The sequence below is a fragment of the Bacillus sp. 03113 genome, from assembly GCF_006546985.1.
Taxonomy (GTDB): Bacteria; Bacillota; Bacilli; order Bacillales; family Cytobacillaceae; genus VATK01.
The window spans coordinates 96,151-122,570 of sequence record NZ_VATK01000001.1 but is presented as its reverse complement, the minus strand read 5'-3'; the positions used below and the strand labels follow the sequence as shown (position 1 = coordinate 122,570).

The 26,420-nt window shown below is 37.3% G+C and carries 25 protein-coding genes; 8 read left to right on the top strand and 17 right to left on the bottom strand.

Going from position 1 to position 26,420, the window contains the following annotated elements; translation table 11 throughout:
* Window positions 1-121: 121 nt before the first annotated feature.
* Window positions 122-967, bottom strand: coding sequence for a helix-turn-helix transcriptional regulator (locus FDO66_RS02275; RefSeq protein ID WP_141430789.1), 846 nt, complete (start codon window positions 965-967; stop codon window positions 122-124).
* A 151-nt stretch (window positions 968-1,118) separates the two neighbouring features.
* Here FDO66_RS02275 and FDO66_RS02270 point away from each other — a divergent pair, with 151 nt between their 5' ends.
* Together FDO66_RS02270 and FDO66_RS02265 are read left to right on the top strand one after the other, a co-directional pair.
* On the top strand, window positions 1,119-1,973 hold the full coding sequence (locus FDO66_RS02270) for an SDR family oxidoreductase (protein WP_141430788.1): 855 nt from the start codon (window positions 1,119-1,121) through the stop codon (window positions 1,971-1,973).
* A 40-nt stretch (window positions 1,974-2,013) separates the two neighbouring features.
* Window positions 2,014-2,880, top strand: a complete 867-nt coding sequence (locus FDO66_RS02265) for an SDR family oxidoreductase (RefSeq protein WP_141430787.1) — start codon at window positions 2,014-2,016, stop codon at window positions 2,878-2,880.
* A 122-nt stretch (window positions 2,881-3,002) separates the two neighbouring features.
* Here the strand turns inward: FDO66_RS02265 and FDO66_RS02260 are convergent, their stop codons facing one another.
* Window positions 3,003-4,382: an MATE family efflux transporter gene (locus tag FDO66_RS02260; RefSeq protein WP_141431141.1), complete on the bottom strand. Its 1,380-nt coding sequence runs from the start codon at window positions 4,380-4,382 to the stop codon at window positions 3,003-3,005.
* A 268-nt stretch (window positions 4,383-4,650) separates the two neighbouring features.
* Here FDO66_RS02260 and FDO66_RS02255 point away from each other — a divergent pair, with 268 nt between their 5' ends.
* From FDO66_RS02255 to FDO66_RS02240, 4 genes are all read left to right on the top strand, one after another.
* Window positions 4,651-4,977 (top strand): hypothetical protein, encoded by a 327-nt coding sequence (locus FDO66_RS02255; protein WP_141430786.1) that lies wholly within the window; start codon window positions 4,651-4,653, stop codon window positions 4,975-4,977.
* 446 nt (window positions 4,978-5,423) lie between these two features.
* Window positions 5,424-6,260 carry a fructosamine kinase family protein gene (locus FDO66_RS02250; protein WP_141430785.1) on the top strand — a complete coding sequence of 279 codons (837 nt, stop codon included), beginning with the start codon at window positions 5,424-5,426 and terminating at the stop codon, window positions 6,258-6,260.
* An 89-nt stretch (window positions 6,261-6,349) separates the two neighbouring features.
* Window positions 6,350-7,603, top strand: a complete 1,254-nt coding sequence (locus tag FDO66_RS02245) for a flippase (RefSeq protein WP_141430784.1) — start codon at window positions 6,350-6,352, stop codon at window positions 7,601-7,603.
* Between the two features lie 16 nt (window positions 7,604-7,619).
* Window positions 7,620-8,510 carry a glycosyltransferase family 2 protein gene (locus tag FDO66_RS02240; protein ID WP_181444413.1) on the top strand — a complete coding sequence of 297 codons (891 nt, stop codon included), beginning with the start codon at window positions 7,620-7,622 and terminating at the stop codon, window positions 8,508-8,510.
* 67 nt (window positions 8,511-8,577) lie between these two features.
* On the opposite strand, the gene FDO66_RS02235 is transcribed toward FDO66_RS02240, so the two are convergent.
* Window positions 8,578-9,495, bottom strand: a complete 918-nt coding sequence (locus tag FDO66_RS02235; RefSeq protein ID WP_258535536.1) for a glycosyltransferase family 2 protein — start codon at window positions 9,493-9,495, stop codon at window positions 8,578-8,580.
* Between the two features lie 247 nt (window positions 9,496-9,742).
* Here FDO66_RS02235 and pepT point away from each other — a divergent pair, with 247 nt between their 5' ends.
* Both pepT and FDO66_RS02225 read left to right on the top strand, forming a co-directional pair.
* The gene (gene pepT / locus FDO66_RS02230) at window positions 9,743-10,975 is read left to right on the top strand and encodes a peptidase T (protein ID WP_141430782.1); all 1,233 of its coding nucleotides are present in this window, start codon (window positions 9,743-9,745) and stop codon (window positions 10,973-10,975) included.
* Between the two features lie 290 nt (window positions 10,976-11,265).
* Window positions 11,266-12,087, top strand: a complete 822-nt coding sequence (locus FDO66_RS02225) for a polysaccharide deacetylase family protein (RefSeq protein WP_141430781.1) — start codon at window positions 11,266-11,268, stop codon at window positions 12,085-12,087.
* A gap of 162 nt (window positions 12,088-12,249) precedes the next feature.
* Here the strand turns inward: FDO66_RS02225 and FDO66_RS02220 are convergent, their stop codons facing one another.
* From FDO66_RS02220 to FDO66_RS02155, 14 genes are all read right to left on the bottom strand, one after another.
* Window positions 12,250-13,014 (bottom strand): VOC family protein, encoded by a 765-nt coding sequence (locus FDO66_RS02220; RefSeq protein WP_141430780.1) that lies wholly within the window; start codon window positions 13,012-13,014, stop codon window positions 12,250-12,252.
* Between the two features lie 2 nt (window positions 13,015-13,016).
* Window positions 13,017-13,823, bottom strand: a complete 807-nt coding sequence (proC, locus tag FDO66_RS02215) for a pyrroline-5-carboxylate reductase (protein ID WP_141430779.1) — start codon at window positions 13,821-13,823, stop codon at window positions 13,017-13,019.
* A gap of 17 nt (window positions 13,824-13,840) precedes the next feature.
* Window positions 13,841-14,686, bottom strand: coding sequence for a MetQ/NlpA family ABC transporter substrate-binding protein (locus FDO66_RS02210; RefSeq protein ID WP_141430778.1), 846 nt, complete (start codon window positions 14,684-14,686; stop codon window positions 13,841-13,843).
* A complete protein-coding gene (locus FDO66_RS02205; RefSeq protein WP_141430777.1) occupies window positions 14,686-15,717 on the bottom strand; it encodes a uroporphyrinogen decarboxylase family protein in 1,032 nt (343 codons plus the stop codon). The genes FDO66_RS02210 and FDO66_RS02205 overlap by 1 nt, the downstream gene beginning before the upstream one ends.
* Window positions 15,718-16,009: 292 nt before the next feature.
* Window positions 16,010-16,669, bottom strand: coding sequence for a methionine ABC transporter permease (locus tag FDO66_RS02200; protein ID WP_141430776.1), 660 nt, complete (start codon window positions 16,667-16,669; stop codon window positions 16,010-16,012).
* On the bottom strand, window positions 16,666-17,688 hold the full coding sequence (locus tag FDO66_RS02195) for a methionine ABC transporter ATP-binding protein (protein WP_141430775.1): 1,023 nt from the start codon (window positions 17,686-17,688) through the stop codon (window positions 16,666-16,668). The genes FDO66_RS02200 and FDO66_RS02195 overlap by 4 nt, the downstream gene beginning before the upstream one ends.
* Before the next feature lie 11 nt (window positions 17,689-17,699).
* Window positions 17,700-18,914, bottom strand: coding sequence for a trans-sulfuration enzyme family protein (locus FDO66_RS02190; RefSeq protein ID WP_141430774.1), 1,215 nt, complete (start codon window positions 18,912-18,914; stop codon window positions 17,700-17,702).
* Between the two features lie 7 nt (window positions 18,915-18,921).
* Entirely contained in the window at window positions 18,922-19,602 is a 681-nt protein-coding gene (locus FDO66_RS02185; protein WP_141430773.1) for a GntR family transcriptional regulator, read from the bottom strand.
* A gap of 962 nt (window positions 19,603-20,564) precedes the next feature.
* The gene (locus tag FDO66_RS02180) at window positions 20,565-21,035 is read right to left on the bottom strand and encodes a hypothetical protein (RefSeq protein ID WP_141430772.1); all 471 of its coding nucleotides are present in this window, start codon (window positions 21,033-21,035) and stop codon (window positions 20,565-20,567) included.
* Between the two features lie 225 nt (window positions 21,036-21,260).
* Window positions 21,261-21,968: an ABC transporter ATP-binding protein gene (locus FDO66_RS02175; protein ID WP_141430771.1), complete on the bottom strand. Its 708-nt coding sequence runs from the start codon at window positions 21,966-21,968 to the stop codon at window positions 21,261-21,263.
* 1 nt (window position 21,969) lies between these two features.
* Entirely contained in the window at window positions 21,970-22,749 is a 780-nt protein-coding gene (locus tag FDO66_RS02170; RefSeq protein WP_141430770.1) for an ABC transporter ATP-binding protein, read from the bottom strand.
* Window positions 22,739-23,689: a branched-chain amino acid ABC transporter permease gene (locus FDO66_RS02165; protein WP_141430769.1), complete on the bottom strand. Its 951-nt coding sequence runs from the start codon at window positions 23,687-23,689 to the stop codon at window positions 22,739-22,741. Before FDO66_RS02165 ends, FDO66_RS02170 begins: the two co-directional genes overlap by 11 nt.
* Window positions 23,690-23,699: 10 nt before the next feature.
* Complete coding sequence (locus FDO66_RS02160; RefSeq protein ID WP_141430768.1) at window positions 23,700-24,575, bottom strand: branched-chain amino acid ABC transporter permease; 876 nt, start codon at window positions 24,573-24,575, stop codon at window positions 23,700-23,702.
* A 251-nt stretch (window positions 24,576-24,826) separates the two neighbouring features.
* The gene (locus FDO66_RS02155; protein ID WP_141430767.1) at window positions 24,827-26,002 is read right to left on the bottom strand and encodes an ABC transporter substrate-binding protein; all 1,176 of its coding nucleotides are present in this window, start codon (window positions 26,000-26,002) and stop codon (window positions 24,827-24,829) included.
* Window positions 26,003-26,420 lie beyond the last annotated feature (418 nt).

The window sequence follows — 26,420 nt, the reverse complement described above, 5'->3', positions numbered from 1 at the left end:
ACTTTTGAATCACCCTGTTTTTTATTGATCGATTCTCTGCTGAAAAAAGTTATAAACTAACTTTAATACTATTTAGCAAAAATGAAAGGGCAACGATTTTGCGCTCTTTTCTTTGTTATCGCTATCGATCCTGTTTTAAATAATTTAGCTTTTCTTTTGTGTTTGAATTCGGCTGTGGAGTAAATACGGTTAAAACCATATTTGGATTTTCGGCCAGTAATAGACTCGTATAATCCATTTTTAATAGTCCTAGTTTAGGATGATTAATTTCTTTTTTACCGTCTGGAATACTATTAACTTCGTGCTGTTCCCACCATTGCCTAAATTCATTGCTTACCTTCATTAATTTTTCTACTAATTCCTGATACCAAGGGTCTTCTGTATACCTTCCATAAAAGCCTCTAAATTGTGCCAACAACCCTTTCGCCATGTACTCCCAATCAACAAATAAAGTTCGGTAATCCTCTCTCGTAAACATTCGCCAAACGATATTTCTTTCTAAATCGGTTAATTTTTCGAAGCTTCCAAACACATCGTTTGCCAGCTGATTCCACGCTACGATGTTTAAGCACCTGTCGATAACATAAGCTGGGTATTGATTCAGTCCGTCAAGAATAAGCTGGACAGCTGGAGAAATATTCTCGTTATTGTCTGCGTTGAACTCCACATCAGCAGGCACCCCTTGACCAGCCAATAAAAATAAGTAGTTTCGTTCATCTTTATCGAGTTTCAGCGTACGAGCTAAACTTTCTAATACCTGGTCTGATACGCGAATTTGTCGACCTTGTTCTAAATACGTATACCATGCTAAGGACACCCCAGATAATACAGCCACTTCTTCTCTTCGTAAACCTGGAGTTCGACGGCGTGTTGATCCGGTATCCAAACCTGCTTCTTGTGGAGATAAGCGCATTCGTCTCGTCTTTAAAAAATCTGCAAGCTCTTTTTGCTTCGTTGACTCTCCCATTATAAAAACCTCCGTAATTTAGACTGGTAGTGACAATCCTACGATAAGAACAATTACGACCAATTTTAATAGGATAATCTCTGTACTCCTTATTATACAAAAAATCTTATAGGATTGAATTATCCCATTTAAAGGAGGTACACTCAAAGCTATGAAAAGAGTTGAGGACAAAATCTTTCTTGTAACTGGCTCAACAGATGGAATTGGCAAACAAACAGCCTTACAGCTTGCTAAGATAGGAGCAACAGTCATTCTGCATGGCAGAAGCAAGGAAAAATGCATGGCTGTCATGGAGGAGATTCATAACCGTACGGGCAATCATAAACTTCGTTACTATTTAGCAGATTTCTCATCACTTACTGATGTCCGCCGTATGGCAAAAGAAGTTTCTAACCAAGAGGTGCAAATAGATGTCCTGATCAATAATGCGGGGATAGGTTCGGGAAAACTCAGTAATAAACGCAGGTCTTTTAGCCAAGATGGTTATGAACTCCGGTTTGCTGTTAATTATTTGGCACCCTTTTTATTAACACAGTTGCTCTTACTCACATTGAAAGCAAGCTCTCCTTCACGAATTATCAATGTGGCTTCGATTGGTCAAAAACGGATTGATCTTGACAATGTTATGCTGGAACGTAATTATGATCCTTTCGATGCCTATAAACAAAGCAAGCTTGCATTAATAATGTATACTTTTGAGCTTGCTCAAAAACTGAAGTCAGAGAATATCACTGTCAATTGCCTTCACCCAGGATCATTATTGAATACGAAAATGGTTCGTGAGAGTATCCCCATCGCTTTTGGCAGTGTGAAATCAGGAGCAGCTTCAGTTGTCCATCTGGCTATTTCCGAAGAGTTAAATCACATTACCGGCAAATATTTCGATAAGAAACAAGAATCCCAAGTCGATCCACAGGCCTATGATCGTGATTTCCGACAAAAATTATGGGAGTATAGCGAACAGCTTACAATGCTGGATTCAGATATAGGAAGTTTAAAAATTTAAATTTAGTTGTTTTGTAAATACATGTTGGAGAGTGATAGCAATGACATTAGGAAACAGTAAAGGAGCTATTTTTATTACAGGAGCCTCAGGAGGAATCGGCTCAGCTTGTGTCCGGAAATTCACGGAAATGGGTTACCTTGTTTTTGCAGGTGTAAGAAATAAAGAAAAGGGCATACAACTAAAAAAAGCGATATCTACTGCAGTTGTACCGATAGAAATTGACATTACAATTCCTTCTTCTGTACAAGCTGCGGCTAAAGAAGTGGAAAAATTTCTTGGAAATGAAGGAATCGTTGGCTTAATTAATAATGCCGGTTACATCGTACAAGGTCCTTTGGAGCTACTCTCCCCAGAAGAAATCAAACATCAATTTGATGTGAACGTCTTCGGGCAAATTACTGTCACACAAGCATTTTTGCCTTTACTTCGCAAGGTTAGCGGACGAATAATTAATGTGGGGGCTGTGACAGGGAAAACGACCATTCCTTTTTTAGGAGCTATCTCGGCTTCCAAACATGCAATGGAGTCCATTACTGACGCATTCCGAGTGGAGCTAAAGCCTTGGAATATTCACGTTTCATTGATTGAGCCAGCAGCCATTCAAACAGAAATTTTTCAAAAATCAACGGTAGATTTCAATCATTCCTTAAAACAGGTCCCAGCTGAAAAGCGCTCTTTATACGAAAAGGCACTAGAAGCGATTCATTCATCCATGGCAAACCAAAATGCTTCTCCTATTCATGTAGTGGTTGAAGCCATCGTTCACGCTATGACTGCCACTAAACCTCATACCCGATATGCAGTTGGAAGAGGAGCGGGTATGTTTGTTGCATTAAGACTTCTGCCAGATAAACTGCGAGATAAACTCATCAGCAGTTCTCTCAGATTAAATAAGACGCTCAATTAACGAATAATTGAGCGTCTTGAAAATAAAAGGTGTCAAGCATTCTCCTATTTTTTTAATAGATTGTTAAACGTCCTATCAAGCAGGAGGTGCTAGACACTTAGTTTAGTAGTATTCTCCCTTGTTTAAACAGGATTAATAATTGGCTCTTTTTGCTCTGCGTGGTCATGATTCACCAAAGCATGCTTTTCCCATGCTCGACTCTTCCAACGGAAATGCATGATAATAGAGCGAATCCATTCATCTGTTGCATTGGCAATCCAGATCCCGACAAGCCCCAAATCCAGTTGAAACGCAAGGATATATCCAAGTGGCAAGCTAACTCCGACCATTGAAATGATTCCCATATATAACGGGAACTTTGCATCTCCAGCTGCCCTAAGGGAATTGATCATTACGATATTCCCTGTACGCCCTGTTTCTAGCAAAATACTAATAAGAAGAATTTGTGATCCAAGCTGAATAATCGCTTTATTATCTGTAAACAAGCCTAACAGCGGTTCCCGCAGTATGATAACTATAATATTAACAGCAATGGTTACAACCATTGACCATTTAAGGCTTTGACGAACTCTCCGATACGCTTCCTCTGGCTCTCCAGCTCCAATTAAGCGACCCGTAATAATCGCTGTCCCCATTGAAACGGCCATACAAAACAAGAAGATAAACATAGAGATGTTTGCTGCATATTGCTTGGTTGCCAACGCCTCTGCACCAATATAGGTTGTATAAAAGAAAAAGACAAGCTGACAGCATTGATACATAATTTGCTCAACAGCTGAAGGTACTCCTATTTTCAATATCTTTCTAATATACTCTTTTGAAAGATGGATATAATACGTCCACCGGATTCGAACTGACATTAATCGGTACAGCAGCCAGAAGAAGATGCCTAAACAAATGAGGCGACTAAAAATATTTGACAAGGCTGCTCCTTTTACACCCATTTCCGAAAACCCTAAATGCCCGAAAATGAAAAGATAATTCAAGACTAAATGAATGATATTCATCAGCAAGGACACAAGCATCGTTTCTTTTGTATATCCATACGTCCGAATAATAGCTGCAAATATATTAATAAGTGCTTGTAAAAAGATTCCTCCTCCAACGATCAAAAGATATGTTTTTCCATAAACAAGAATATCGCCTTGGAGATTTAATGTTTTCAGCATCCAACCGCCAAAAACAATAAAAATAATACTAATAAATAAACCAACCATTAAATTAAGAGTAATCGCTACACCCGAAATTTTTGCTGCTTCAGTAAATTTTCGCGAGCCAATGTATTGAGCAACAACAATGGCTGCACCGTTTCCAATAACCTCCAAAATAAGGATCGCTATCATAATCATTTGATGTGACATTCCAACGGCTGCAACTGCATCATCGGATATAGCGCTTATCATATATATATCTACACTACCGATCAGCATAAATAAAAAGATTTCAAAAAAAATCGGCCACGTTAGACTAACTAATTTTAAATCATTTGGACTAGACATCATGGAATTTGCAAGCTTCTTTTTCACCCTTAAACCTCCACTCTATACATAAGTAGAAAACAATCGTATCTTAGCACACTCTTTTACTAATTGCACGTGTTGTTTTCAAAAAAAATAATGAATTATTTTACCCCTTTTCAAAGCCGTCAAATACAGTGATTAAAGCTTATTTTTGAAATAATTTTCCATAAACCTTAGAACTTTTTCCTTTTCAAACATTTTTATAGGGTTTATGATATTAACAACACATTCTTCAAAGAGGCGGTGAATAATGAAAAAATTAAGCGTCCTCTCCTTAAGCTTTTTGTTCATCTTTCTCTTTTCAACCTTGGTAAGCTTGCACCCAGGCTCTACATCACAGCTACACCACGGAAGTAAAATAATCTTTACATCAGATGAATCTGAAAAACCTCTCCTAATTAAGCACACTGGCCATTATACAGCCTTTCTTTTTAAATCCTGTCTATTGTTTATTTTCATTGTACTTATTTACTTATCTCTCTATAGAAATCCACTGTTTACGATTAATAAAAAGAATGCCTTTTTAATCCCTGTCCGCTACCACTCCAATTATGTAATCACTTCTCCTTGGTTTTAAAAAATGAAAAATCAAGGGGGGAAAAATGATGTGGATTCGATATTTGATGATGGGTGCTTTTTCTATCACGGCCATAACCCTTCTTTCCTACCAAGGAATTGAAATTTATCAAGCGTTTGTAAATTTATTCAAACAAAAATAAGAAAAGCGGAAGCGCCTTGTTCAGCCCCGACAAGCATAAGACGGTTCTGAATAGAAGGTGTTCTTTGCCTTCAATTCAGGAGTGGCTTATGACCTCGAGGGGCTAGGCGCTAAAGCTAGACACCGGTCGGCGTTCCGAAAACTTATACTTCTCCTTTAATCGAATTAGGGTTTTCTAAAAGTGATCATTCCTTTTAGGAAATCCTTTTTTTCAATAAAATGAATTTCACAGAATAGATTTAACTCTTTATCTACTTATTTTGATATATTTTAAGTTAAAGGAAAAAAGAAAGAAGGGGATCCTCGTGCTTTCAAAAAATTGGCTTGCTGAATTGCCAGTTGCACCTATCCTTCTAATAAAACCCGTTTTTGGCGGCGATATTAATGATGCTTATGCTCTCAAGACAAAAACAGGAACCTATTTCTTGAAGGTACAACGCCAGAAAAAGGTGCATTTTTTTTCAAAGGAAGTGAACGGTCTAAGGCTGTTAGGTAAAACAGTCCGGACACCAGAAGTGATTGATGCTGGGGAAATTGACGAAGATGCCTTTTTATTACTAGAATGGATTGAAAGTGGTTCTCGGGATGACAAGAAGCTTGCTGTGGCGCTTGCCTCCTTACACAAACAAACGAACGAATTATTTGGCTTTTCAGAAGATAATTATTTGGGGAAACTGCCACAATATAATCATCCAGAAAAAGATTGGGCTTCTTTCTACATCCATTGTCGGTTGCTGCCTCAAGTCAAAATGGCAAAAGAAAAAGGACTCTGGACCTTGAATCGTGAAAAACGTCTCACTCATTTAGTCGATAAAATTAGAAGCACTTATCAAACTTTAAGCGCGACGCCGAGCCTTTTGCATGGGGACTTATGGGGAGGAAATGTCATGTTTGCCGCAAATGGGGAGCCGGTGTTTATCGATCCAGCAGTCTTTTATGGAAATCGAGAAATGGATATTACCATGACCCAATTATTTGGAGGATTTGGACCTTCCTTCTATCAGGTTTATAATGAACGTTACCCTCTAGATAACGGCTGGCAAGAACGAGTTCCTTGGTACCAGCTTTACTATTTGCTTGCCCATTTAAATTTATTTGGAGAAGGCTATGGTGCAGCTGTTGATCGCGCTTTGAATTCATAATTGAAAATGATGATGATTGCATTCCTACCTCATCATGCTACACTCTTAACGTGAAAGTATTTTAATAAAGGAGAAATTTCGATACAAATATGTCTACAAAAAAAAGATTACTTACAAATTTTTTATCTTTAGCGAGTGTACAGGGATTGACTTATATTCTTCCTCTTATCACTTTACCCTACTTAGCTATCGTGTTAGGACCAAGTAAATATGGATTAGTAAACTTTGCTCAAGCTTTCATTCAATATTTTATCCTCTTTACAGATTATGGATTTAATTTTGTCGCAACAAAAGAGGTTTCATTAGCTCGTGATGACAAAAAGAAACTATCTATTATTTTTTCTTCTGTTATGTTCGTTCGATTTATGTTATTAATTATAAGTTTTTTAATTCTTGTTGGTCTAGTATGCTTCATTCCAAAATTCCAAACGAATAGCATCATCTATTTCTTAACCTTTGGAATGGTTTTAGGGAATGTCCTGTTCCCCATTTGGTTTTTTCAAGGCATTGAACAGATGAAGGTAATCTCTATACTGAATGCTATTGCAAAAATTATTTTTACAATCGGAATATTTGTTTTTGTAAAAGAAAAGTCCCAATTTTTATATGTTCCTTTGTTTAACACATTAGGATCTATTGTCATTGGAATAGTTGCTTTATATATCATTTATGCTCATTATAAAATTAGTTTCATCAAACCAAGTAAAAGCGACATCATCCATCAGTTGAAGGAAGGCTGGCATATATTTGTATCCAATATTGTGACAAGCATATATACAACGAGCAATATTTTCATCTTAGGCTTCTTTGCAAGTGATAAGGTTGTTGGTTATTACGCAAGTGCAGAAAAAATCGTAAAGGCCATTTCAAGTGTCATATCTCCGCTTGTTCAAACTGTCTATCCTTATTTAAGCAAAGCTTTACAGGATTCTAAGGAACGAGCTATGTGGATACTTAGTCTAGTTTTTATTCTAATCACTGTATCAATGGGAGTCTTATCACTCGTAATTGGGTTTGGTGCACCATTTGTAGTTAAGATTTTAGGTCATGAATATGAAAATTCTGTCCCTTTAATTCAAATTCTCTCTGGTTTACCGTTGCTGCTTGGTTGGGCAAATGTTTTTGGCATCCTCACCATGATTAATTTTGATTATAAAAAGGAATTATCCCGTATTTATATCATTACAAGTATCTTTGGAGTTCTCTTAACAATTGTTCTTATCCCAACCTTTAAGCAATATGGAACCGCTTGGAATGCTATTCTCGCAGAGGCATTAGCAACGTTTTTAATGGCAGGGTTTTTATGGAAAAAAGGGATTCATGTTTGGAAATTTAAACGCTAAGAAAGGATTTTTACATATGGTAATAAACAAAGTAGCTTCTATTATGGTTACTTATCATCCCGATTCAGATGTTGTTCAAAATGCAAAATCCATTATTCAATCATGTGAAAGACTAGTCATCATTGATAATGGTTCAAATGCAGATTCAAAGGCATACCTTAAGGAGCTTGAAAGCGAGGATCGAATCATCCTTATTTATAACAATGAAAATAAGGGGCTCGGCTTTGGCTTAAATGCTGGGATTCGCTATATTTTAAATGCTGAAGATCTACAACAAATCCAATGGATTGCTACATTTGACCAGGATAGTCATGTAGAGCCGGATTATTTTACAAAAATCATGCTTGCCTATGATACTTACCAGGAAAAAGACAAATTAGCCATTCTTGCACCTAATTGGATTGAGCAGAAAGCGAAAAATGAGGATGCATCAAATTTAGAGCAAAGCTATGAATTACAAGAGCAAAAAACGGTGATTACTTCTGGAAGTCTTGTAAAAAAAGATGTTTTTCAGAAGATAGGTTTATTTGAAGAAAGCTATTTCATTGATTTCTTAGATATTGAATTTTGTTTGCGGGCTAGAAGCTTTGGATATAAAATTGTCCAAGTTCCTCAAGTGACAATGCTGCATAATTTAGGAAATACTGAGCGTCATAAAGTACTAGGCTCTAATCTACAAGCTACGAATCATAATGCCATCAGGCGCTACTATATTACCAGAAATAGACTTTATACGTATAAAAAATATTTTCGGACAGAGAAGGAATGGATGAAAGAGGATATGATTGCAACAGCAAAAGAATTTCTCGTTATCCTCCTGTTCGAAAAAAACAGATTAAAAAAGCTTGGTAGCATAATTAAAGGTACCTTTGACGCGTTAAGAGGAAAAACAGGCCCAATGATTTAAACTATAAAAAATGCGGGGATCCTTGATCTGCCATACTATGGCTGATTAAGAATCCCCGCGCTTTTGTTTAATAACTTTTAAAAGCGTATAGCATTTTAAAGATAATCGTATCTCTCTTGTTTTGCCGGAAAATGGGTGTGTTTATTGCATAGTCAATTCTTCCGAAAAAGGATTGTCTTTTATATAAGAAATCATCAACCAGTCTTTTTTGTTCATGACTTAATTGGTCTTGAAATAAATGGGAAAATTCTTCCGTCTGTACTGTGTAAGATTTTTCATGACCTTTTTTCTTAAAATTTTTATAGCGAATCATCATGCTTTTGAATTTATTATTTGCCATGCCAAGCGTATTAGAGGAATGCTGGCGATACAATAAATGGGATTGTTCATCATAGATGACTTTGCCAAAAGCAGTTCCAAGTAAGTAAAACCAAGAATCATGCATGGTTATTTTTTTCACATCTGGAATGTTGGACTTAAATAAGTTCAACATTTTTTTATTAAAGACAATGGTACAGCCGGTTGCAATATTTTGAATTAAAGCATTCTTAAATTCAACCCCTTTGGGTGGAATTTGAGATTGCTTTAATAATTGTAAGTTTTCATCTACAATATCTAGCCGTGAAAAATACATAAGAGGAATTTGTGTATTTTCTTGTTCCATTAATTCGACTGCTCTTGATATTTTTGTTGGCTTCCAGAAGTCATCCTGGTCGCAAAATGCAAAATATTCAGCTGTATCAGAAGCCTGCCTTAATAAATCAAAAAAGCTTGCGATAACCCCTTTATTTTGTTCTTTCAAAACTTTTATATTTTGATGCTGCTTTCCATACTCATCTAAGATCGCGACGGTAGAATCCTTCGAACCGTCATCACGTACTAAAATATCAATATTTGGGTAGTCCTGCTGAAGTAGACTATCTAGTTGTTGACCTATAAATTTTTCGCCGTTATAGGTGGACATTAAGATTTGAACCTTTTTCACGTTTATATACTCCTATCCCTTCAATAACTATGAATCTACTGCTTGTTTTTGCAATTTATAACTAGCTAGGGACCTTATATCAACCCTAGTACTCTATTATACTTTTAATAATAAAAATGATCAATCTAGCTTCTTTTACCAATCGTACGACACCTTCTACGTCTTATGAAGGGTACATGAATAGGAAAAATACTCCTATTATATGATATGATGGATTCATTACATAACGATGGGAGATGAATCAAGAATGAAAAATGAAATCATCGAACGTTTTATTTCATACGTCAAAGTAGATACACAATCGAATGATGAGAGTGAAACATGTCCATCTACACCAGGGCAGCTTGTTCTTGCAAACATGCTCGTTGAAGAATTAAAAGAGATTGGTCTAGAAGAGGTAACCATCGATGAAAATGGCTATGTCATGGCTACTTTACCTTCTAATACAGAAAAAAATGTGCCTACGATTGGTTTTTTAGCTCATGTGGATACGGCTACAGATTTTACAGGTACCAATGTCCAGCCCCAAATCGTCGAAAGCTACGATGGCAAGGATATCGTTTTAAATAATGCCCTGAACGTTGTCTTATCACCGCAAAGCTTTCCAGAACTCTTAAACTACACTGGCCATACGTTAATTACAACGGACGGAACAACACTTCTTGGAGCGGATGATAAGTCAGGGATTGCTGAAATTATGACTGCCATGGCTTATTTAGTTAAACACCCAGAGATTAAGCACGGGAAAATTAGAGTTGCGTTCACACCAGATGAAGAAATTGGACGAGGTCCTCATAAGTTTGATGTTTCAGCATTTAACGCAGAATATGCCTACACCCTAGATGGCGGCCCACTTGGTGAACTTCAATATGAAAGCTTTAATGCGGCTGGAGCCAAGCTCACCTTTAAAGGGAAAAGTGTTCATCCCGGCACCGCCAAAGGAAAAATGGTTAATTCCATGAAAATCGCAATGGAATTTCAAAGCAAACTTCCGGCTTCAGAAGCTCCGGAGTATACGGAAGGCTATGAAGGCTTTTATCATCTAATCTCCATTTCCGGAAATGTTGAAGAAACAAAGCTTTATTACATCATTCGTGATTTCGATCAAGAGAATTTTCAAGCAAAGAAAAAGACCATCACGGCCATCGTTGATGAATTGAAAGAAGTGTACGGACCGGACAGTATTGTGTTAGATATGAAGGATCAATACTACAATATGGGTGAAAAAATTAAACCCGTTAAACATATTGTTGACATTGCTCACGAAGCAATGCAAAATCTCGATATTGAGCCTATCATCATCCCGATCCGCGGCGGCACAGACGGATCTCAATTATCGTATATGGGACTCCCTACGCCTAATATTTTTACAGGTGGAGAAAACTTCCACGGCAAATTCGAATATATTTCCGTTGACAATATGATCAAAGCAACTACTGTTATTATTGAAATAGCAAAGCTGTTTGAAGAAAAAGCGTAAAAACAACGAGGGCTAAAACCCTCGTTATTTTTTTCAAAGTCATCATCCCCAATTGGTAGAAATAAAATTTCTATATCGACATCACAAATTTACCTTCGGTCAATTACTGCCTAATGCTAGCTTCAAAGAATCGAATAACATAAATTTTTTCCATTTTATTCCCTATTTCATCTTCCAATAAACGGATAAATATGATAGTTTTGTATATTAGGTGAAGTTATTCAACAAATTATTTACTCACCATACGATCCATTTGGAAGATTATATAATAAGGGGAATTTCAATATATAATGAAAAAATATAAATTACTTATGATTCTATTAGTTGGTTTTGTATACTGGGTCCTTTTATCTAGCTTTATGTCAAAAGAAAAAGTGGTAGATCAACAAACCGGTAACCCTTATCAGATCACTCTACATAAAAGTAAACCAATCGCCTCCATAAAAAAAGATTTAACGAAAGATCGTTTGATTGAATATGTTCAGTCAGAACAAGTGCTGCCTGAACCGTTAAAAAACGATATTCATAGAAAAGTAATCGCGCTTACATTTGATGATGGTCCAAATCCAAGTTCAACGAATCGAATCCTTGATGCCTTGAAAAAACACAGTTCTTATGCGACATTTTTCGTGCTTGGAAATCGCGCCCAACGCTATCCTGAAACTGTTCAAAGGATTGTTAAGGAAGGAAATGAAGTAGGAAATCACTCGTGGGATCACCGTCTGTTTACTAAGTTAAACGAGGATGAAATTCATCATGAGGTTTATGATACCGAATCTATTATCGAGCAAGTAAGCGGGTATAGACCTGTCCATTTAAGACCGCCTTTTGGAGCAGTAGATGAACGTGTCCGTCAATCTATTGGAGATATGAGCGTGGCACTGTGGAATGTTGATTCAGAGGATTGGAAATATAAAAATACACAAAAAATCATTGAAAATGTCATGTGTAAGGCTGGCGACGGAAAAATCATTCTCATGCATGACATTTACCAAACAAGTGCAGAAGCAGCAGAACAAATCATTGAACAGCTAAGCAATCAAGGATATATCCTTGTAACAATGGCTCAGTTGGAAGAGGTACAGAAAAGAAGAGGCATGCTCTCTCCTTAAATGACAATTATTAAGGTTAAGCCATTTGAATGGCTTAACCTATTTTCAATTCGATATAAAATTAGCCGAAATCGATAATAAATTTAAAAATTCGATAAAAAAATCAGAAAATCGATAAATAAAATAGTAAAATCGATAAAAAACTTACTTTCGTGTTATCTTTTAAGAAAAAATGTACTCACCTTCACCAATCGTAACGGTTTTCCCTTTTAGCATTTCAGAATTCGTTTCAAAAACGACTTGCTTAAATTGGTTCTCGTCCCCTTTTACGAAAGTAAAAGTCTTATCTCCAATACCAAGGGTTGCGGAAGTATCATCTGAATCTACGACGGACAGCCCAAATAATTTTCCCCAATGCTCAGCAACAGCTGCCGGGTCAGAAACATGAAAGACCGCTTTTTTAATAATAACATCACCAGCAGGGTGTCGCTGGATAATTCCAGATGAGGTTAAGTTATCCAATCTTTCTTCATCTGTCCCTTTCCATTGAATAACAAATGGATAGACTAATCCTTGAAAATCGCCATCAATGGTCATCATTCGCCATTCTATTAATCTCCCATTCGTATCCAAGCGCTTGCCATCCATGATAGGAGACAGTTTCAAGCCTGCTTCCTTTAAAGAAGCTGCGATTTCTTCAATATCATTTGTCCGAATAACTACTCTGCTTAAAACCTCATGTTCTGGCAAAGTGATAACGGCATCCTTTACGACACGATTATGTTCCGTTGCCTTTGCTAATTCAAGATTCTCAATTGCTAGAAACTCGATATACGTTAAGCCAAAATAACTTAGCGTATTATAGGTTCCCCATTCTTTATGTGAACCTCCTTTAAAGGCAATCAATCCATTTTCTTCAAAGGTTTCAAGCGTTTGATTTAATTCATTAACATAATGAACGAGGTGATCCCAATTTTTTGTAGCCATAACTAGTCCTCTCCTAACTCCGTTGTCCGCTTTACGGCTGCTAAGACACTTCTTTGCAAGCCGGCTGCGAAATCACTATTGTTAAGTTCGTATAAGGCATGAATTCCTACACCGCCAGCTGAATTATTTATATCCAGCAGCTGTCTTGGGTGCAGGCCAGTTTGTTGAAGCATAGCGACAGAACCAGCGACATTTTCCAACGCAACCTTCCACGCTTGGTCCCGAGACAATCCAGCTAGTACACCAGCATCAGCAAGTGATTCAATAAAATAATAAATATAATTTGGTCCAGCTACACCATATCCAGTGAAAATATCAATTAAGGATTCGTCTATATATTGGACTTTTCCGAATCCATTTAAGAATTCATCTACTTGATCTTTTGTTGAATAAGCATTTAATGCTACTCCACTATAGCCATATCCCGTATCGGTCAAGGTGTTTGGAATGACCCGGATAATCGCGCGTTCCTCTCCAAAAAAACCAGCTAGCTTTTCTATCGTTACACCAGCCACAATCGAAACGATTGCGGCAGTTGGTGCAGCGAATTGTTGTACGGCTTGACCTAGTGCAGCCAAATTATCTTGTGGTCGGACAGCAATCACAATCAAGTCTGCATCTGCAAGGTAGCTCTCCTGTGAGCCATCTGTTTTTACACCGTATGTCTCACTCAAAAACTGTAGACGTGCCTCATTAATATCCGCTACGCTGATTTGATCTGCTGACACAGTCTGATTGGTCACAATGGCGCGAATGATTGCTTCTGCCATTTGTCCGCCACCGATAAAATGAATCTGTTTCTTTGTCAACCTGTCCACTTCCTTACTTAGTTGTTTTTCCACGCTTCAGGTAGAATGAAACCATCATATTTCTCTATTCCAGTAATATATTTTTCAAACTCTTGAGATTCGTAGGCAGCTTTTAGATCCTTCGCCCATTGTGTATTTTCATCCTTCTTATTAATTGATACGATAATTCTGTGCTGCATTGGAGTATTTTCAATTTTTAATGCATCTGTAATCTTTTTGCCTGCATTTGCAATATAGTTTCCATTTACAACCCCATAATCAACATCTTGAAGGGATACTAAAATTTGTGCTGGATCTAAAATCTTAATATCAATTTTATATTTATCTGGCTCCATGCTGTTAATGTTAAAGTCAGCTGTACCAGCACCTGCTTTTATTTTTACCCAGCCAAGCTCTTCTAAAATACGAAGCGCACGCTCTTGGTTAACTGGATCATTTGGAACAGCAACGGTTGTACCATCTTTTACATCATCAAGTGATTTATGCTTTGTAGAGTAAAGACCTTGTGGTGCACCTGGGACATAGGCAATTCCAGTCATATCTGAACCAATTTCTTTATTGATTGCTTCCATATAAGCTGTACTTTGGAATATACTTGCGTCAATAGAGCCTTCTTTCATCGCTGGATTTACCTGCATGTTTTGAGAAAAAGTTTTAATATCCACTTTGTAGCCTTTTTTCTCTAAGATAGGCAGAATCGACTGACGGAATTGCTCTTCATACGTTCCAACACCAAAGCCCACCGTAAATTCTTTCTTTTCTTCTTTTTTCGCACCTGAATCTGAGTTTTTTGTGTCTTCTTGACCACAAGCAGATAATACTAATACAATTCCAAGTAAAATAGTAAGGAATAATTTCTTCATTATTTCGTCTCCTTTTCAAATACAGAATTTTTTAGTTGTTCTAGAGCTTCATCGGTTACATTAAGCGGTATTGCACAATTTGGAGCGAGAATAAAAGGTTGATCCTTCATTAGGCTTAAAGCTTCTTCAGCTTGCTTTTGAATTTGAACAATGTTGTTTGTTGCAAATAATGCGTGATCGACACCACCTACCTTAGTAGCTTTTAAAGCTGCATCTAAGTCAGGATTTCCTTCAGCCTTTGTATCCCAGCTAATCCCATCAATTCGATAGTCATTAAATCTCTCTGGCTGGGCATATGTTCCACAAGTATGAAGGACATTTTTCCCATACTCTGCAGCTTCTAAAACAATAGAATCGTAAGGTCTAGAAAACTCATTAAACATCGCTTCGTCAAATAAGCCTGGATGAGCTGTGCCTGTCACCGCATAAAAGAGTCCATCTGATCCAGCATGTTCTAATTCTTTTACATAATCTGCTAAAGTTAATGAAATCGCATGTAAAGCATGATGTGCTGCTGCTCTATGCTCTGAAAATAACGCTTCAAGAGTCACAGGTTTCTCAATGCCAAAAACTGTTTCTGTTACATAAGCAGATCGGCCTACAATAAAGAGCAGGACCGTTAAAGGTGAAAAAACCGTTTGAATCAAAGGAGTATCAGGCAGACCTTGACGAATCTTTTTCACCGCTTCCAATTGCTCTAATAATGGAGCTGAACTTACTGCTTTTTTGACTTCAATATCCCATAAATTTGAGGCTGTTGGAATGGCAGTCGTTTTTTGTCGAGGAAAAACAGTTCTATAATCTTGGAAGTCATACACATTTCCCCACGTTTCAGCCAAATAGGTTGCCCTTGGATTAATTTTGACCCAATCCCAATCATATTTTTTTGTGAATGTGACGGTTGTATCTGCTAAATCTTCGGCGTTTTGTTCTTTGTCGACGAAATGACGCCATCCACTTACAATAGGACGATCAGCCTGTTCGCCTGATAATAGGGCGTTAAATCGATCTTTCTTACTCCATTCACCCACTTAACCTTTCCTCCTTTTAAATGAATGTATTTATCCCGCATTAACGGTCAGTAAGTCCCCCACCTCAAGGTTATACGGGTAAACGAGAAATCCTAGGTAGGGGATAACTGACCGTAAAAGCCCGACGACGGACAGGACGTCCTAGTCAGGCGAATGCCACAGGATGTGGCATGTATGAGCGTGATTGGTTCAACTAACAATCAGTGTGGGATGAAGCCCCCCCATTGATTGAAGTTTCACTTTATGTGATTCAGAAAAAGGGATCTCCCCTCTCCGTTTCCACTGTAGATCATTAATAACGGCGAATCTTCCTTGCTAAAATGTTTCCTAATGATTGAATTCCTTGTACAAAAATAATCAGTATAATAACCGTAGCAACAACTACAACGGTGTCAAATCGTTGGTATCCATATACAATGGCTAAATCCCCAACTCCACCACCGCCAACCGTTCCAGCCATGGCAGTCGCGCCAATTAATCCAATTGTCGCAGTCGTTAAAGATAGGATTAGTGAACCAAATGCTTCTGGTAATAGAAAATACCAAATCACTTGAAACGGTGTAGCCCCCATCGATTCTGCTGCTTCAAGAATCCCTGGATTTACCTCAAGCAAAGAGTTCTCTACTAATCGTCCAATATAAGGAGCGATATAAATAATAAGCGGAACGATTGCTGCGCTTGTCCCAATAGAAGTTTGAACAATCAATCGGGTAAACGGGATAATGGCAACGAGTAAGATAATAAAAGGCAATGAGCGAACAATATTCATAATCGGATTTAAAATGGCATACAACACTTTGCTTTCCAAAACACCGCCTGGTCGAGTAACCACTAGTAATATCCCGAGTGGTATCCCGATTAAAGATCCAACAAGCAAGGACATCGAAACCATATGTATCGTATCGATAATCGCTTGAATAAATTGATCTGTTGTAATCGTGGTTGACATCATGCTTTTTCTACCTCCTCAATACCAACCCCGTTGGTTTTTAAGAATGACAGTGCATCGTTCACTGCTTCTTTCTCCCCATTTAACTGAATAATCATTTTTCCTACTGTTGTTTCTTGAATCTCTGTCATATTGGCAAATAAAATGTTGACCTTCACATCGTACGAACGAATTAATTCGTACATAATAGGCTCAGAAGCGCATTGGCCAACAAATTCGAGTTTGTAAAGCTTACTTCCTTGTTCAACTTTAATTGTTTTTTGCACGCTAGTTGGAATACTATTTTGAATAACAGTCTTCACAAAATTTTGTGTGGTCGGGTGCTTCGGATGTCCGAATACCTCAAGGACGCTTCCTTGCTCGATAATTTCTCCTTTTTCCATCACAGCGACCTTGTTGCAAATCTCCTGAATAACAGACATTTCATGAGTAATAATCATAATTGTTATGTTGTATTCATCATTGATTTTTTTCAAAAGCTGCAAGATAGAATGAGTCGTCTGTGGATCTAAAGCGGATGTTGCTTCGTCACAAAGAAGTATAGATGGGTTTGAGGCAAGTGCTCTTGCAATCCCAACGCGCTGCTTTTGTCCACCAGATAATTCACTCGGAAAGCTGTTTGCTTTTTCACTTAATCCAACAAACTCAAGCAATTCCATAACACGCTTACGGATTTCGTTTTTATTTTTCTTTAACAAAACGAGAGGAATTGCCACATTATCAAATACTTTTTTCGATTCTAATAAGTTAAAATGCTGAAAGATCATCCCAATATGTTTTTTTGCCGCACGCAGCTCTTTCACACTGTAAGCATCTAAATCATGTCCATCAACAAAGACCTGTCCTTTTGTCGGCCTTTCTAGATAGTTCACTAAGCGGATTAATGTACTTTTTCCAGCTCCACTATAGCCGATAACCCCAAAGATATCGCCCTTTTCGACCTTTAAATTGATCCCTTTTAATGCATCATTTTTGATCCCTTTACGATGATAGGTTTTGTAAATATCCTTTAATTCAATCATCTGTATTCCTCTCATTTCGTTTTTGTTATAAATTCAGGATTGGTAAAAATGCCTGTTAATGCTTGATCTAAGTCCCTGATAATATCATTAGCATCCTCTAAGCCAACAGAAAGGCGAATTAATCCATCTGTAATGCCAAATTTAATTCTCTCTTCCTTTGGAATTGACGCATGAGTCATTGAAGCAGGATGCTGTACTAATGTCTCTGGATCACCTAGGCTGAAGGAAATCATCGCCAGCTTTAAAGAATTTATAAATTTTTTCCCTTCAACTAAGCCACCCATTACTTCAAAGGAAACAATTCCCCCCATCCCTTTCATTTGCTTTTTTGCAAGCTCATGCTGTGGATGAGATTCTAAACCAGGGTAATAGACTTTATCAATGTAAGGATGAGACTCAAGGAATTCAGCAATTTTTTGAGCACTGCTGCAATGTCTTTCTACTCGTAATGCCATCGTTTTAATCCCTCTTAAAATCAAGAAGGATTCCCAAGCATTTAAATTTTGTCCTAAATCACCCATCAGTTTCTTTCTCATAAACTGTATGACATCTTTTTTTCCTATAATAAAACCAGCCAGTACATCACCATGTCCGTTTATATATTTTGTCGCACTATGTACAACAACATCTGCGCCAAGCTCCAATGGCTTCTGTAAGCAAGGACTCATAAAAGTATTATCGACAATGACGGGCAGCTTATAAGATTTACAAACTTCTGTAATTTTTTGAATGTCTAAAATCGTTAAATTTGGATTTGAGGGAGTTTCAATATATACCGCTTTCGTGTTCGGTTTAATAGCATTCATCATTGATGTGATATCCGTGCAATCGACAAAATCAAATTGGATGCCAAATCTCGGTGCTAAGGAAGTTAAAAAGCTATATGTACCTCCATAAACATCCTTTGTGACAATGACATGATCCCCTTGCTTTAAAAAACCGAGCAATGCAATAGAGATTGCAGCCATTCCACTTGAAACTCCTAAAGCATCTTCCCCGCCTTCTAATGCAGCTATCTTGTTTTCTAGTGTACGCAACGTAGGATTTCCGTACCTTCCATAAAAAACTCCTTCCTCCTCACCCGAAACAACAGCCGCTGCTGTTTCTGCATCAGGGAACGCATAAGCGACTGCTGGTACAATACTTTGAGAGATGGCACCTGTTTGGGAGTCTGGAAATTGGTTTTCATGGATAATTTTTGTATCCATACTCCATTCTGTTTTCATTGAAAACTCACTCCTCACTTTTATCTCCAATTTCTTTAATTCTCTCTAGTGCAGTAGATAGACTGCTTAATATATGATCTTGCATAGCTTTTTCCGCGCCCTCCTGATTTTTTTGGGCTATGTTTTGTAAGATAAGGCTATGTTCTTCATCAGCTAGCGTGTTCCAATTCCCATGCATAGAAACAAATCGACAATAGCGTAGAGCATGATCTCTTAAAAGGTCCAATATTTTCACAAATGTTTTTAGTCCACTTATTTCAGATAAATAATCATGGAATTCAAACCCATATGAAACTAAATCTTGATTATAGCCGTGCTGAAAGGATTGTTTAATTTTTTCAAGTACGGTCGTTAAATTTTGAATATCCTCGCTGGTGGCGTTTTTTGCGGCATGCTTAGCGATAAATCCTTCTAGCATACTGCGAATAAGAAAAATTTCTTCAACCTCTTTCATTGTTATTGGCGCGACTTTCAATCTGCCATTCGGCTGTCGAATGAGAAAATCCTCTATTTCTAATCTTTGTATAGCCTCTCTTAAAGGTGTTCGGCTAATTCCTAACAAGGCTGCTAAATTTTCTTCTCGCACGATTTGATCAGGCTTTAGCTCACCTTCTATAATTTTTTGTTTTAGTGCAAAATAAGCATTATCCTTTGATAATCTACGTGGTCTTGCATCAAAGCGGTTCATATATCCATCTCCTAACAACCAATTAAAACTATTTCGCTTAGCATCTAAATTTGATGTGTATAATTGTATACATTTTTATTGAGGATACTTACACTTATTCACACTGTTTAGTTTCAGAAAATGCAAACATCACGTTTAATGGCATCAGATAAATCAAGATATATTGGCAGGTCAGATTTCAGTATGCTGACTGGTCGTACATATTTCTTGCACTTGAAGAATACACAGTTTAATGGAAGGTTCTACATTCTGAAATTACTTTTTTGTGAAAAGGGCCATTTGAATTGAATCACATGATTTAAAACATATAAGGTCATGTATCTTAGTTGAGGAAGGATCTTTTTGTAAGATAGTCTTATCGAAATTATTTTTAGAGTTTTCAGACTATTCTGTTGTATACAATTATTATATTTTGCGTTTCTTTTTTCGTCAACATATTTTTAATAAGAAATAATATGAATCTACATATTTCGACATGAACCTGTATAGTTGTCTTTTATTATCAAAGTTTAAAAATTTTTCACTTGGCCTTTCACTCTTGATCAATCTACTATGTGAGTAAAGCAAAAACACAATTCTATGTAGAAAATCTTATTTTTTACTTTTATATATAAAACCGAGTTGTTTAATTGGAATAATTGGATAATATCATGACATGTCCTTTTAGTCAATCTCTTTTTAAGGAATTTTGTACTATTATGTAGAAATTTCATACTCTTTCTTTCGTCTTAGTTGAAATAATTCCATATTTAACAAAAACACCTAAACTTTTCGCCAAATGTGAACGATGTATTCTTCCTACTTAGCTATCCATAATAAGAAAAGCAGATGCGCCTTATTTAGCCCTGAAGAAAAATGTTCATTTGCCTCCAAAAGCGCGTACTTTGCTTTTTAAGGCAAAGGGTTATTTTTCACAAGGGCTAGGCGCTGGAGCTAGACATCAAGAAAAGCGGCCGTTTTTCTTAATAACCGCTCGGCTGTTCGCCTTCTGCTGAAATGGAAATGCCCAATTTAATTAGCTCAGTCTTTGCTTGATTTAAATAATGTTCAGCTTGATTTTGCCACCTTATAATCATTTGTATAAATGGTTTAAATTCAGAGCTGGCATTTCCCTCCATCACTCTTAACCATTCTTTCACAGAACGATCCTGTTTTTCAGCATTGTTTATACATGTGATCATCGTATCAATGATCGATTGTCTCTGCTCACCCGTATTGAGCCTTTGAGCCGATCCAACCGCAGTCACACGATGGTAGGACGCTGGGACTAAATGATTATGCATTTCATTATTCCCTTTTAAATCTTTCGTTTGTGGAATATGATATAGCTCACTGCTCATCGAACAAACCATTTCTTCGGCAAATAAACTCCTTTGCAGCAAATTTAATATATTTAACCAGTTTACTTGTCTGTCATAATAGTAAGTATACAAACATACCACCCCCTAAAAGAATTTTCCTTTATAATGGTATGTTGATTCTTCCTTTTAGGTGATTGTACATATAAATTAGCTTTTTTTTGCGAGGAATTAAAAATGTGTGGGATGTTGACAGAGGGTAGAGAAGAAAAGACAAACTGGTAGGGAAGGTGAAAAACACCCTCCCTACCAGTTTGTCTTATGTCTGTCGCGGCTGTTCAAGGCGCTTACGCTTTTCTATTAATGTCCGCCAAGGTAGGCAAGTTTAACCTGTTCACTTGCTCGCAGCTCTTCAGCTGTTCCAGAAGAAACAATCTTCCCTGTCTCTAACACGTATGCTCGATCTGCAATCGATAAAGCCATATTGGCATTTTGTTCGACGAGAAGGACTGTTGTCCCCGTACGGTTGACCTCTTCAATCACTTGGAAGATCGTTTTTACTATAAGAGGTGCAAGTCCCATTGAAGGTTCATCAAGGAGCAGGAGCTTTGGCTTAGACATTATCGCTCTACCCATCGCCAGCATTTGCTGCTCACCGCCAGAGAGAGTTCCAGATAATTGTTTTTTACGTTCAAATAATCTCGGAAAAATGTCATAGACCTTTTGTAAGTCTTTTCGAACCTCACTTGAGTCCTTTCTTAAATAGGCACCTAGTTCAAGATTTTCTTCCACTGTCATATTAGCAAATACTCTGCGCCCTTCTGGCACATGAGAGATTCCTGCTTTTACGATTGACTGAGCTGGCTTACCTGAAATAGATGCACCTAAGTATTCAATTGTCCCTTCCTTTGGCTTCAGGAGACCAGATAAGGTTTTGAGTAAAGTACTTTTTCCTGCGCCATTTGCTCCGATTAACGTTACTATTTCTCCTTCGTTTACTTCTAAGGAAACACCTTTGAGTGCTTGAATATTCCCATAATAAACATTAATATTTTCAACCTTCAGCATGCTAGTTAATAACCTCCTCTCCTAAATAAGCTTCAATAACCTTCGGGTGGTTACGTATGGCATCTGGGGATCCTTCCGCAATAAGCTGACCGTGGTCTAACACGTAAATGCGTTCACAAATACCCATGACAAGCTGCATATCATGTTCGATTAACAGGATCGTCAATTGAAACTCCTTACGAATAAAGGCGATTAACTCCATCAACTCTTGCGTCTCCTGAGGATTCATCCCAGCCGCCGGTTCATCCAGCAGCAATAGCTTCGGACCCGCTGCCAACGCTCTTGCAATTTCTAGTCTTCGCTGTTGTCCATATGGTAAATTTTTTGCTTTTTCATCCTTGTATCGATCTAATTTGAAAATTTTCAAAAACTCAATCGCCTTTTCCTCCATCTCTTTTTCACCTGAAAAATGAGAAGGAAGTCGTAAAATCGAGCTTAAAATAGAGTGCTTCGCTAAGGAATGATAGGCAACCTTGACATTATCCAATACCGAAAGTTCATTAAAGAGGCGAATATTTTGAAAGGTACGGCTAATTCCTCGACGAGTAACTTGGTATGGAGCCAATCCATTTAGTCGTTTCCCGTCAAAGACGATCGACCCTTCCGTAGGGGCATAAACACCTGTTAGAAGGTTAAAGCTCGTCGTTTTCCCAGCTCCATTCGGTCCAATTAACCCAATTAATTCTCCTTGTGAAATTTCCATATCAATGCCTGATACAGCCTTTAATCCGCCAAATTGAATCCCCGCGCCTTGAACCTGAAGCAACGGCTTATTTCCCATATGTGTTCCCTCCCTTCATTTTTTTCCATCTTCCAAAATAATCGGTAATTTCACGTGTTCCCATTAAGCCTTGCGGGCGATAAAGCATGACAACGACAAGTACAAGACTGTAAATGATCATTCGAGTTTCAGGATAATCCTGTAAAAATGTTGACACAACCGTTAATAGCACTGCGGCAATGGCTGCTCCTGAAATACTGCCTAAACCACCTAGCACAACGTAAATTAAAATATCAAATGATTTTAAAAAGCCGAAGTTAGTCGGGTTGATAATGTAAAAGTTATGTGCATATAACCCTCCAGCAATTCCGGCAAAAAAAGAACCAATGGCAAACGCCACTACTTTATAATAGGTTGTATTAATCCCCATTGCATCAGCTGCAATTTCATTTTCACGAATCGAAATCGCCGCTCGTCCATGTCTGGAATTAGTAAAATTCACAATGACCACAATTGTAATCAAGAGACTTAAGAAGGTAGAGGTCCAAGTCGTAAAATGGGATACTTGCATCCCTGCTGCTCCACCGACATATTCAATATTTAAAAATACAATTCGGATAATTTCCGCAAAGCCTAAAGTAGCAATCGCTAAATAATCCCCTTTTAAACGCAAGCTCGGAATACCAACTACTAAACCAGCTAGAGCTGCGACAATTCCGCCAGCGATTAATGCCACAAAAAAAGGCCCTTCCATTTTCATCGTTACAATTGCTGATATATAAGCACCGATCGCTAAAAAACCAGCATGACCGATTGAAAATTGACCTGTAATCCCAATCACTAAATGTAGACTAACGGCCAATATGATATTAATAGCCATAAATATCATCATATTGCTATAAAACGGATTTAAAATTCCACTATTAATAAGAAATTGGACAACTCCATAAACGATTGCAGATAGGATGATCCATATCCAAAATCCTTTTGACTTCTTCATTGCTTCTCACCTACACTTTCTCTCTTGTATTTTTCCCAAAGATGCCTGATGGCCTAAAGATAAGAATAAGGATCAAAATAATAAAAGCAGCTGCATCTCTCCATAAAGAAAAACCTAACGCACTAACAATGGTTTCTACCACACCAAGAATCAAGCCACCGACCATTGCACCTGGCAAAATGCCGATGCCGCCTAATACGGCTGCAACGAAGGCCTTTAGCCCAGGAATAACACCCATTAATGGTTCGATTTTCGTATAATACACACCAAAAATAACACCCGCTGCGCCAGCTAATGCAGAGCCAATCGCGAACGTAGCTGAGATTGTTCGATCTACATTAATGCCCATTAAACGAGCCGCATCTATATCATGGGAAACAGCTCTCATCGCTTTCCCAATTTTTGTTTTATGAACGATAAACTGTAAGATCGCCATTAAAATGACGGAAATAAGTAATATCAATAATGATTGACTACTAATGTGAGCGCCAAAAATCGAAAATGTTTTATTCGGAAGTACGTTTGGAAAAGCTTCCGGCTGCGCACCACGAACATAAATGACACCATATTCAATAAGCAATGAAACTCCAATAGCTGTAATGAGGGCTGCAATTTTTGTTGCATTTCGAAGTCTTTTATAAGCAATTCTTTCGATAAGAACACCAAACAACGCACATACAGCCATGGAAAGTATTAAAGCTGGAAAAAAGCCAAGCCCAAAGCCAGTAATCGCGTAAAAACCAACAAATGCACCAATCATAAATATATCGCCATGGGCAAAATTAATTAACTTAATAATTCCGTATACCATTGTATAGCCTAATGCAATTAGCGCATAAATGCTTCCAAGGGAAATGCCATTTACGATTTGCTGTATCCATTCCATCTTTTTTCACTCCTTTTCATATCCTAAAAAACGGAAAAATAGTGGAGAGATGCTCCCCCCACTTTCACCTTACATAGAAAATTATAAAATAGTAGGTTGTAGATAGCTTCGATAGTAATGTATCCACATCCAGTTCCAGCGCCTAGCCCCTCGGATCATAAGCCACAATACTCCAGAAATCAGGATTTCCTGCGTATTGCATCTTATGTCTGTCGGGGCTGTTCAAGGCGCTTTCACTTTTGTCAACTTCCTTACGGATTGATTCTTGTCTTAAAGACTTGATTTCCATCCTTGTACTCTAATACCGATGCCGATTTAATCGGGTTGTGATTTTTGTCAATCGTTACTGTACCTGTTACAAGTGATAAATCCTTAAGTTCGGCAAGAGCATCCTTTATTTTACTTGCATCCGTGCTGCCGGCTTTTTCAATAGCAGCTTTTAACATATAAACTGAATCATAGCCTAGAGCATTAAATGCATCAGGCGCTTTATTGTATTTCTTCGTATAGTTTGCAACAAACGTTTGAATCTTTTCATCTGGATCCTCAGCAGAGTAATGGTTTGTGATAAATGTATTATTTAACGCATCAGCACCTGCTAATTCAACAAGCTTAGGTGAAGCCCAGCCGTCACCACCTATTAGCGGAACGGTAATACCCATTTCACGTGCTTGTTTTACAATTAAGCCTACTTCCTCATAATATCCAGGAATATAAATAAATTCAGGATTTTTTGCTTTAATACGAGTTAAAGTTGAACGGAAATCCGTATCCTTTGCGACATATGATTCTTTCGATACGATTTTTCCACCGGCTGCTTTAAAGGTTTTATCGAAGGACGAAGCTAATCCTTTGGCATAATCACTTGCACTGTCAGAAAAAACAGCCGCATTTTTCAAGTTTAATTCTTTCGCTGCAAAATTCGCTGCTACTGTTCCTTGAAATGGATCAATAAAAGATGTACGGAAAGCAAATTCATTTACTTTCCCGCCTTTTCCAACGGTTACATTCGGAGCCGTTGCAGATGGGGAAAGAAGTACCGTTTTATTATCATTGGCAATTTGCACTTGAGCCACCGTGTTTCCACTTGTTGCTGCACCAATAATCGCTGTTACTTTGTCTTGACTCGTTAATTTGATCGCTGCATTCGTTGATTCTGAAGTTTCTGATTTATTATCAACTTTAATTGGTTTAACTTTCTTTCCATCAATACCGCCATCTTTATTTATTTCATCGATAGCGAGATCAATTCCACTTTCAAGTGATTGTCCATAAGAAGCTACAGCACCTGACAGCTCTAGATTTACCCCTAATTTAATAACATCTTGATCAGATGAGTTCGTTGAACCTTTTCCACCTGCACAGCCGGATAAAATACCAGCTACTAAGGCTGAAGTCATAAATAAATAGCCTAGTTTTTTCTTCATTGCAAATCTCCTTACCTTTTTAAGTATTCAAAAAATTCAAAAAATAATTATACGTTTACAAAAACAACAATTGCTATTCTAAAACAGATAATAAAATTAGTCCACCCCAACTTTCGACAAATTACAGCTAGTTTTAATATTATTTAAAAAAATTAATTTTAGCTCTGAACTTATGTATCTATTCATCATTTTTACTGTATTATCAAGATTTTATTTCAATTCAAGATTTAAAATAATCATATATATGGATAATATAAAAAACAGAAAACTACGTTAAATAATAGAAATCTACAAATATGAAATTAATGTGAATTTTTTTAAAATAACAAAAATCTTTGATTGTTCTTTTTTGGGATAATAATTTACATATAATGATAGATTTTATGACTCTTTAAAAATTACATCCATTTAAGTTGAG

Coding starts and splice junctions, on each gene's coding strand:
- FDO66_RS02220 (WP_141430780.1), bottom strand. CDS start 13,014: ATGGCTACAAAAAATTGGGATCACCTCGTTCATTATGTTAATGAATTA.
- FDO66_RS02240 (WP_181444413.1), top strand. CDS start 7,620: ATGGTAATAAACAAAGTAGCTTCTATTATGGTTACTTATCATCCCGAT.
- FDO66_RS02270 (WP_141430788.1), top strand. CDS start 1,119: ATGAAAAGAGTTGAGGACAAAATCTTTCTTGTAACTGGCTCAACAGAT.
- FDO66_RS02165 (WP_141430769.1), bottom strand. CDS start 23,689: ATGAAGAAGTCAAAAGGATTTTGGATATGGATCATCCTATCTGCAATC.
- FDO66_RS02170 (WP_141430770.1), bottom strand. CDS start 22,749: ATGGGAAATAAGCCGTTGCTTCAGGTTCAAGGCGCGGGGATTCAATTT.
- FDO66_RS02225 (WP_141430781.1), top strand. CDS start 11,266: ATGAAAAAATATAAATTACTTATGATTCTATTAGTTGGTTTTGTATAC.
- FDO66_RS02200 (WP_141430776.1), bottom strand. CDS start 16,669: ATGATGTCAACCACGATTACAACAGATCAATTTATTCAAGCGATTATC.
- FDO66_RS02185 (WP_141430773.1), bottom strand. CDS start 19,602: ATGAACCGCTTTGATGCAAGACCACGTAGATTATCAAAGGATAATGCT.
- FDO66_RS02255 (WP_141430786.1), top strand. CDS start 4,651: ATGAAAAAATTAAGCGTCCTCTCCTTAAGCTTTTTGTTCATCTTTCTC.
- FDO66_RS02265 (WP_141430787.1), top strand. CDS start 2,014: ATGACATTAGGAAACAGTAAAGGAGCTATTTTTATTACAGGAGCCTCA.
- FDO66_RS02155 (WP_141430767.1), bottom strand. CDS start 26,002: ATGAAGAAAAAACTAGGCTATTTATTTATGACTTCAGCCTTAGTAGCT.
- FDO66_RS02160 (WP_141430768.1), bottom strand. CDS start 24,575: ATGGAATGGATACAGCAAATCGTAAATGGCATTTCCCTTGGAAGCATT.
- FDO66_RS02245 (WP_141430784.1), top strand. CDS start 6,350: ATGTCTACAAAAAAAAGATTACTTACAAATTTTTTATCTTTAGCGAGT.
- FDO66_RS02260 (WP_141431141.1), bottom strand. CDS start 4,382: ATGATGTCTAGTCCAAATGATTTAAAATTAGTTAGTCTAACGTGGCCG.
- pepT (WP_141430782.1), top strand. CDS start 9,743: ATGAAAAATGAAATCATCGAACGTTTTATTTCATACGTCAAAGTAGAT.
- FDO66_RS02275 (WP_141430789.1), bottom strand. CDS start 967: ATGGGAGAGTCAACGAAGCAAAAAGAGCTTGCAGATTTTTTAAAGACG.
- FDO66_RS02175 (WP_141430771.1), bottom strand. CDS start 21,968: ATGCTGAAGGTTGAAAATATTAATGTTTATTATGGGAATATTCAAGCA.
- FDO66_RS02190 (WP_141430774.1), bottom strand. CDS start 18,914: ATGAAAACAGAATGGAGTATGGATACAAAAATTATCCATGAAAACCAA.
- FDO66_RS02195 (WP_141430775.1), bottom strand. CDS start 17,688: ATGATTGAATTAAAGGATATTTACAAAACCTATCATCGTAAAGGGATC.
- FDO66_RS02210 (WP_141430778.1), bottom strand. CDS start 14,686: ATGAAGAAATTATTCCTTACTATTTTACTTGGAATTGTATTAGTATTA.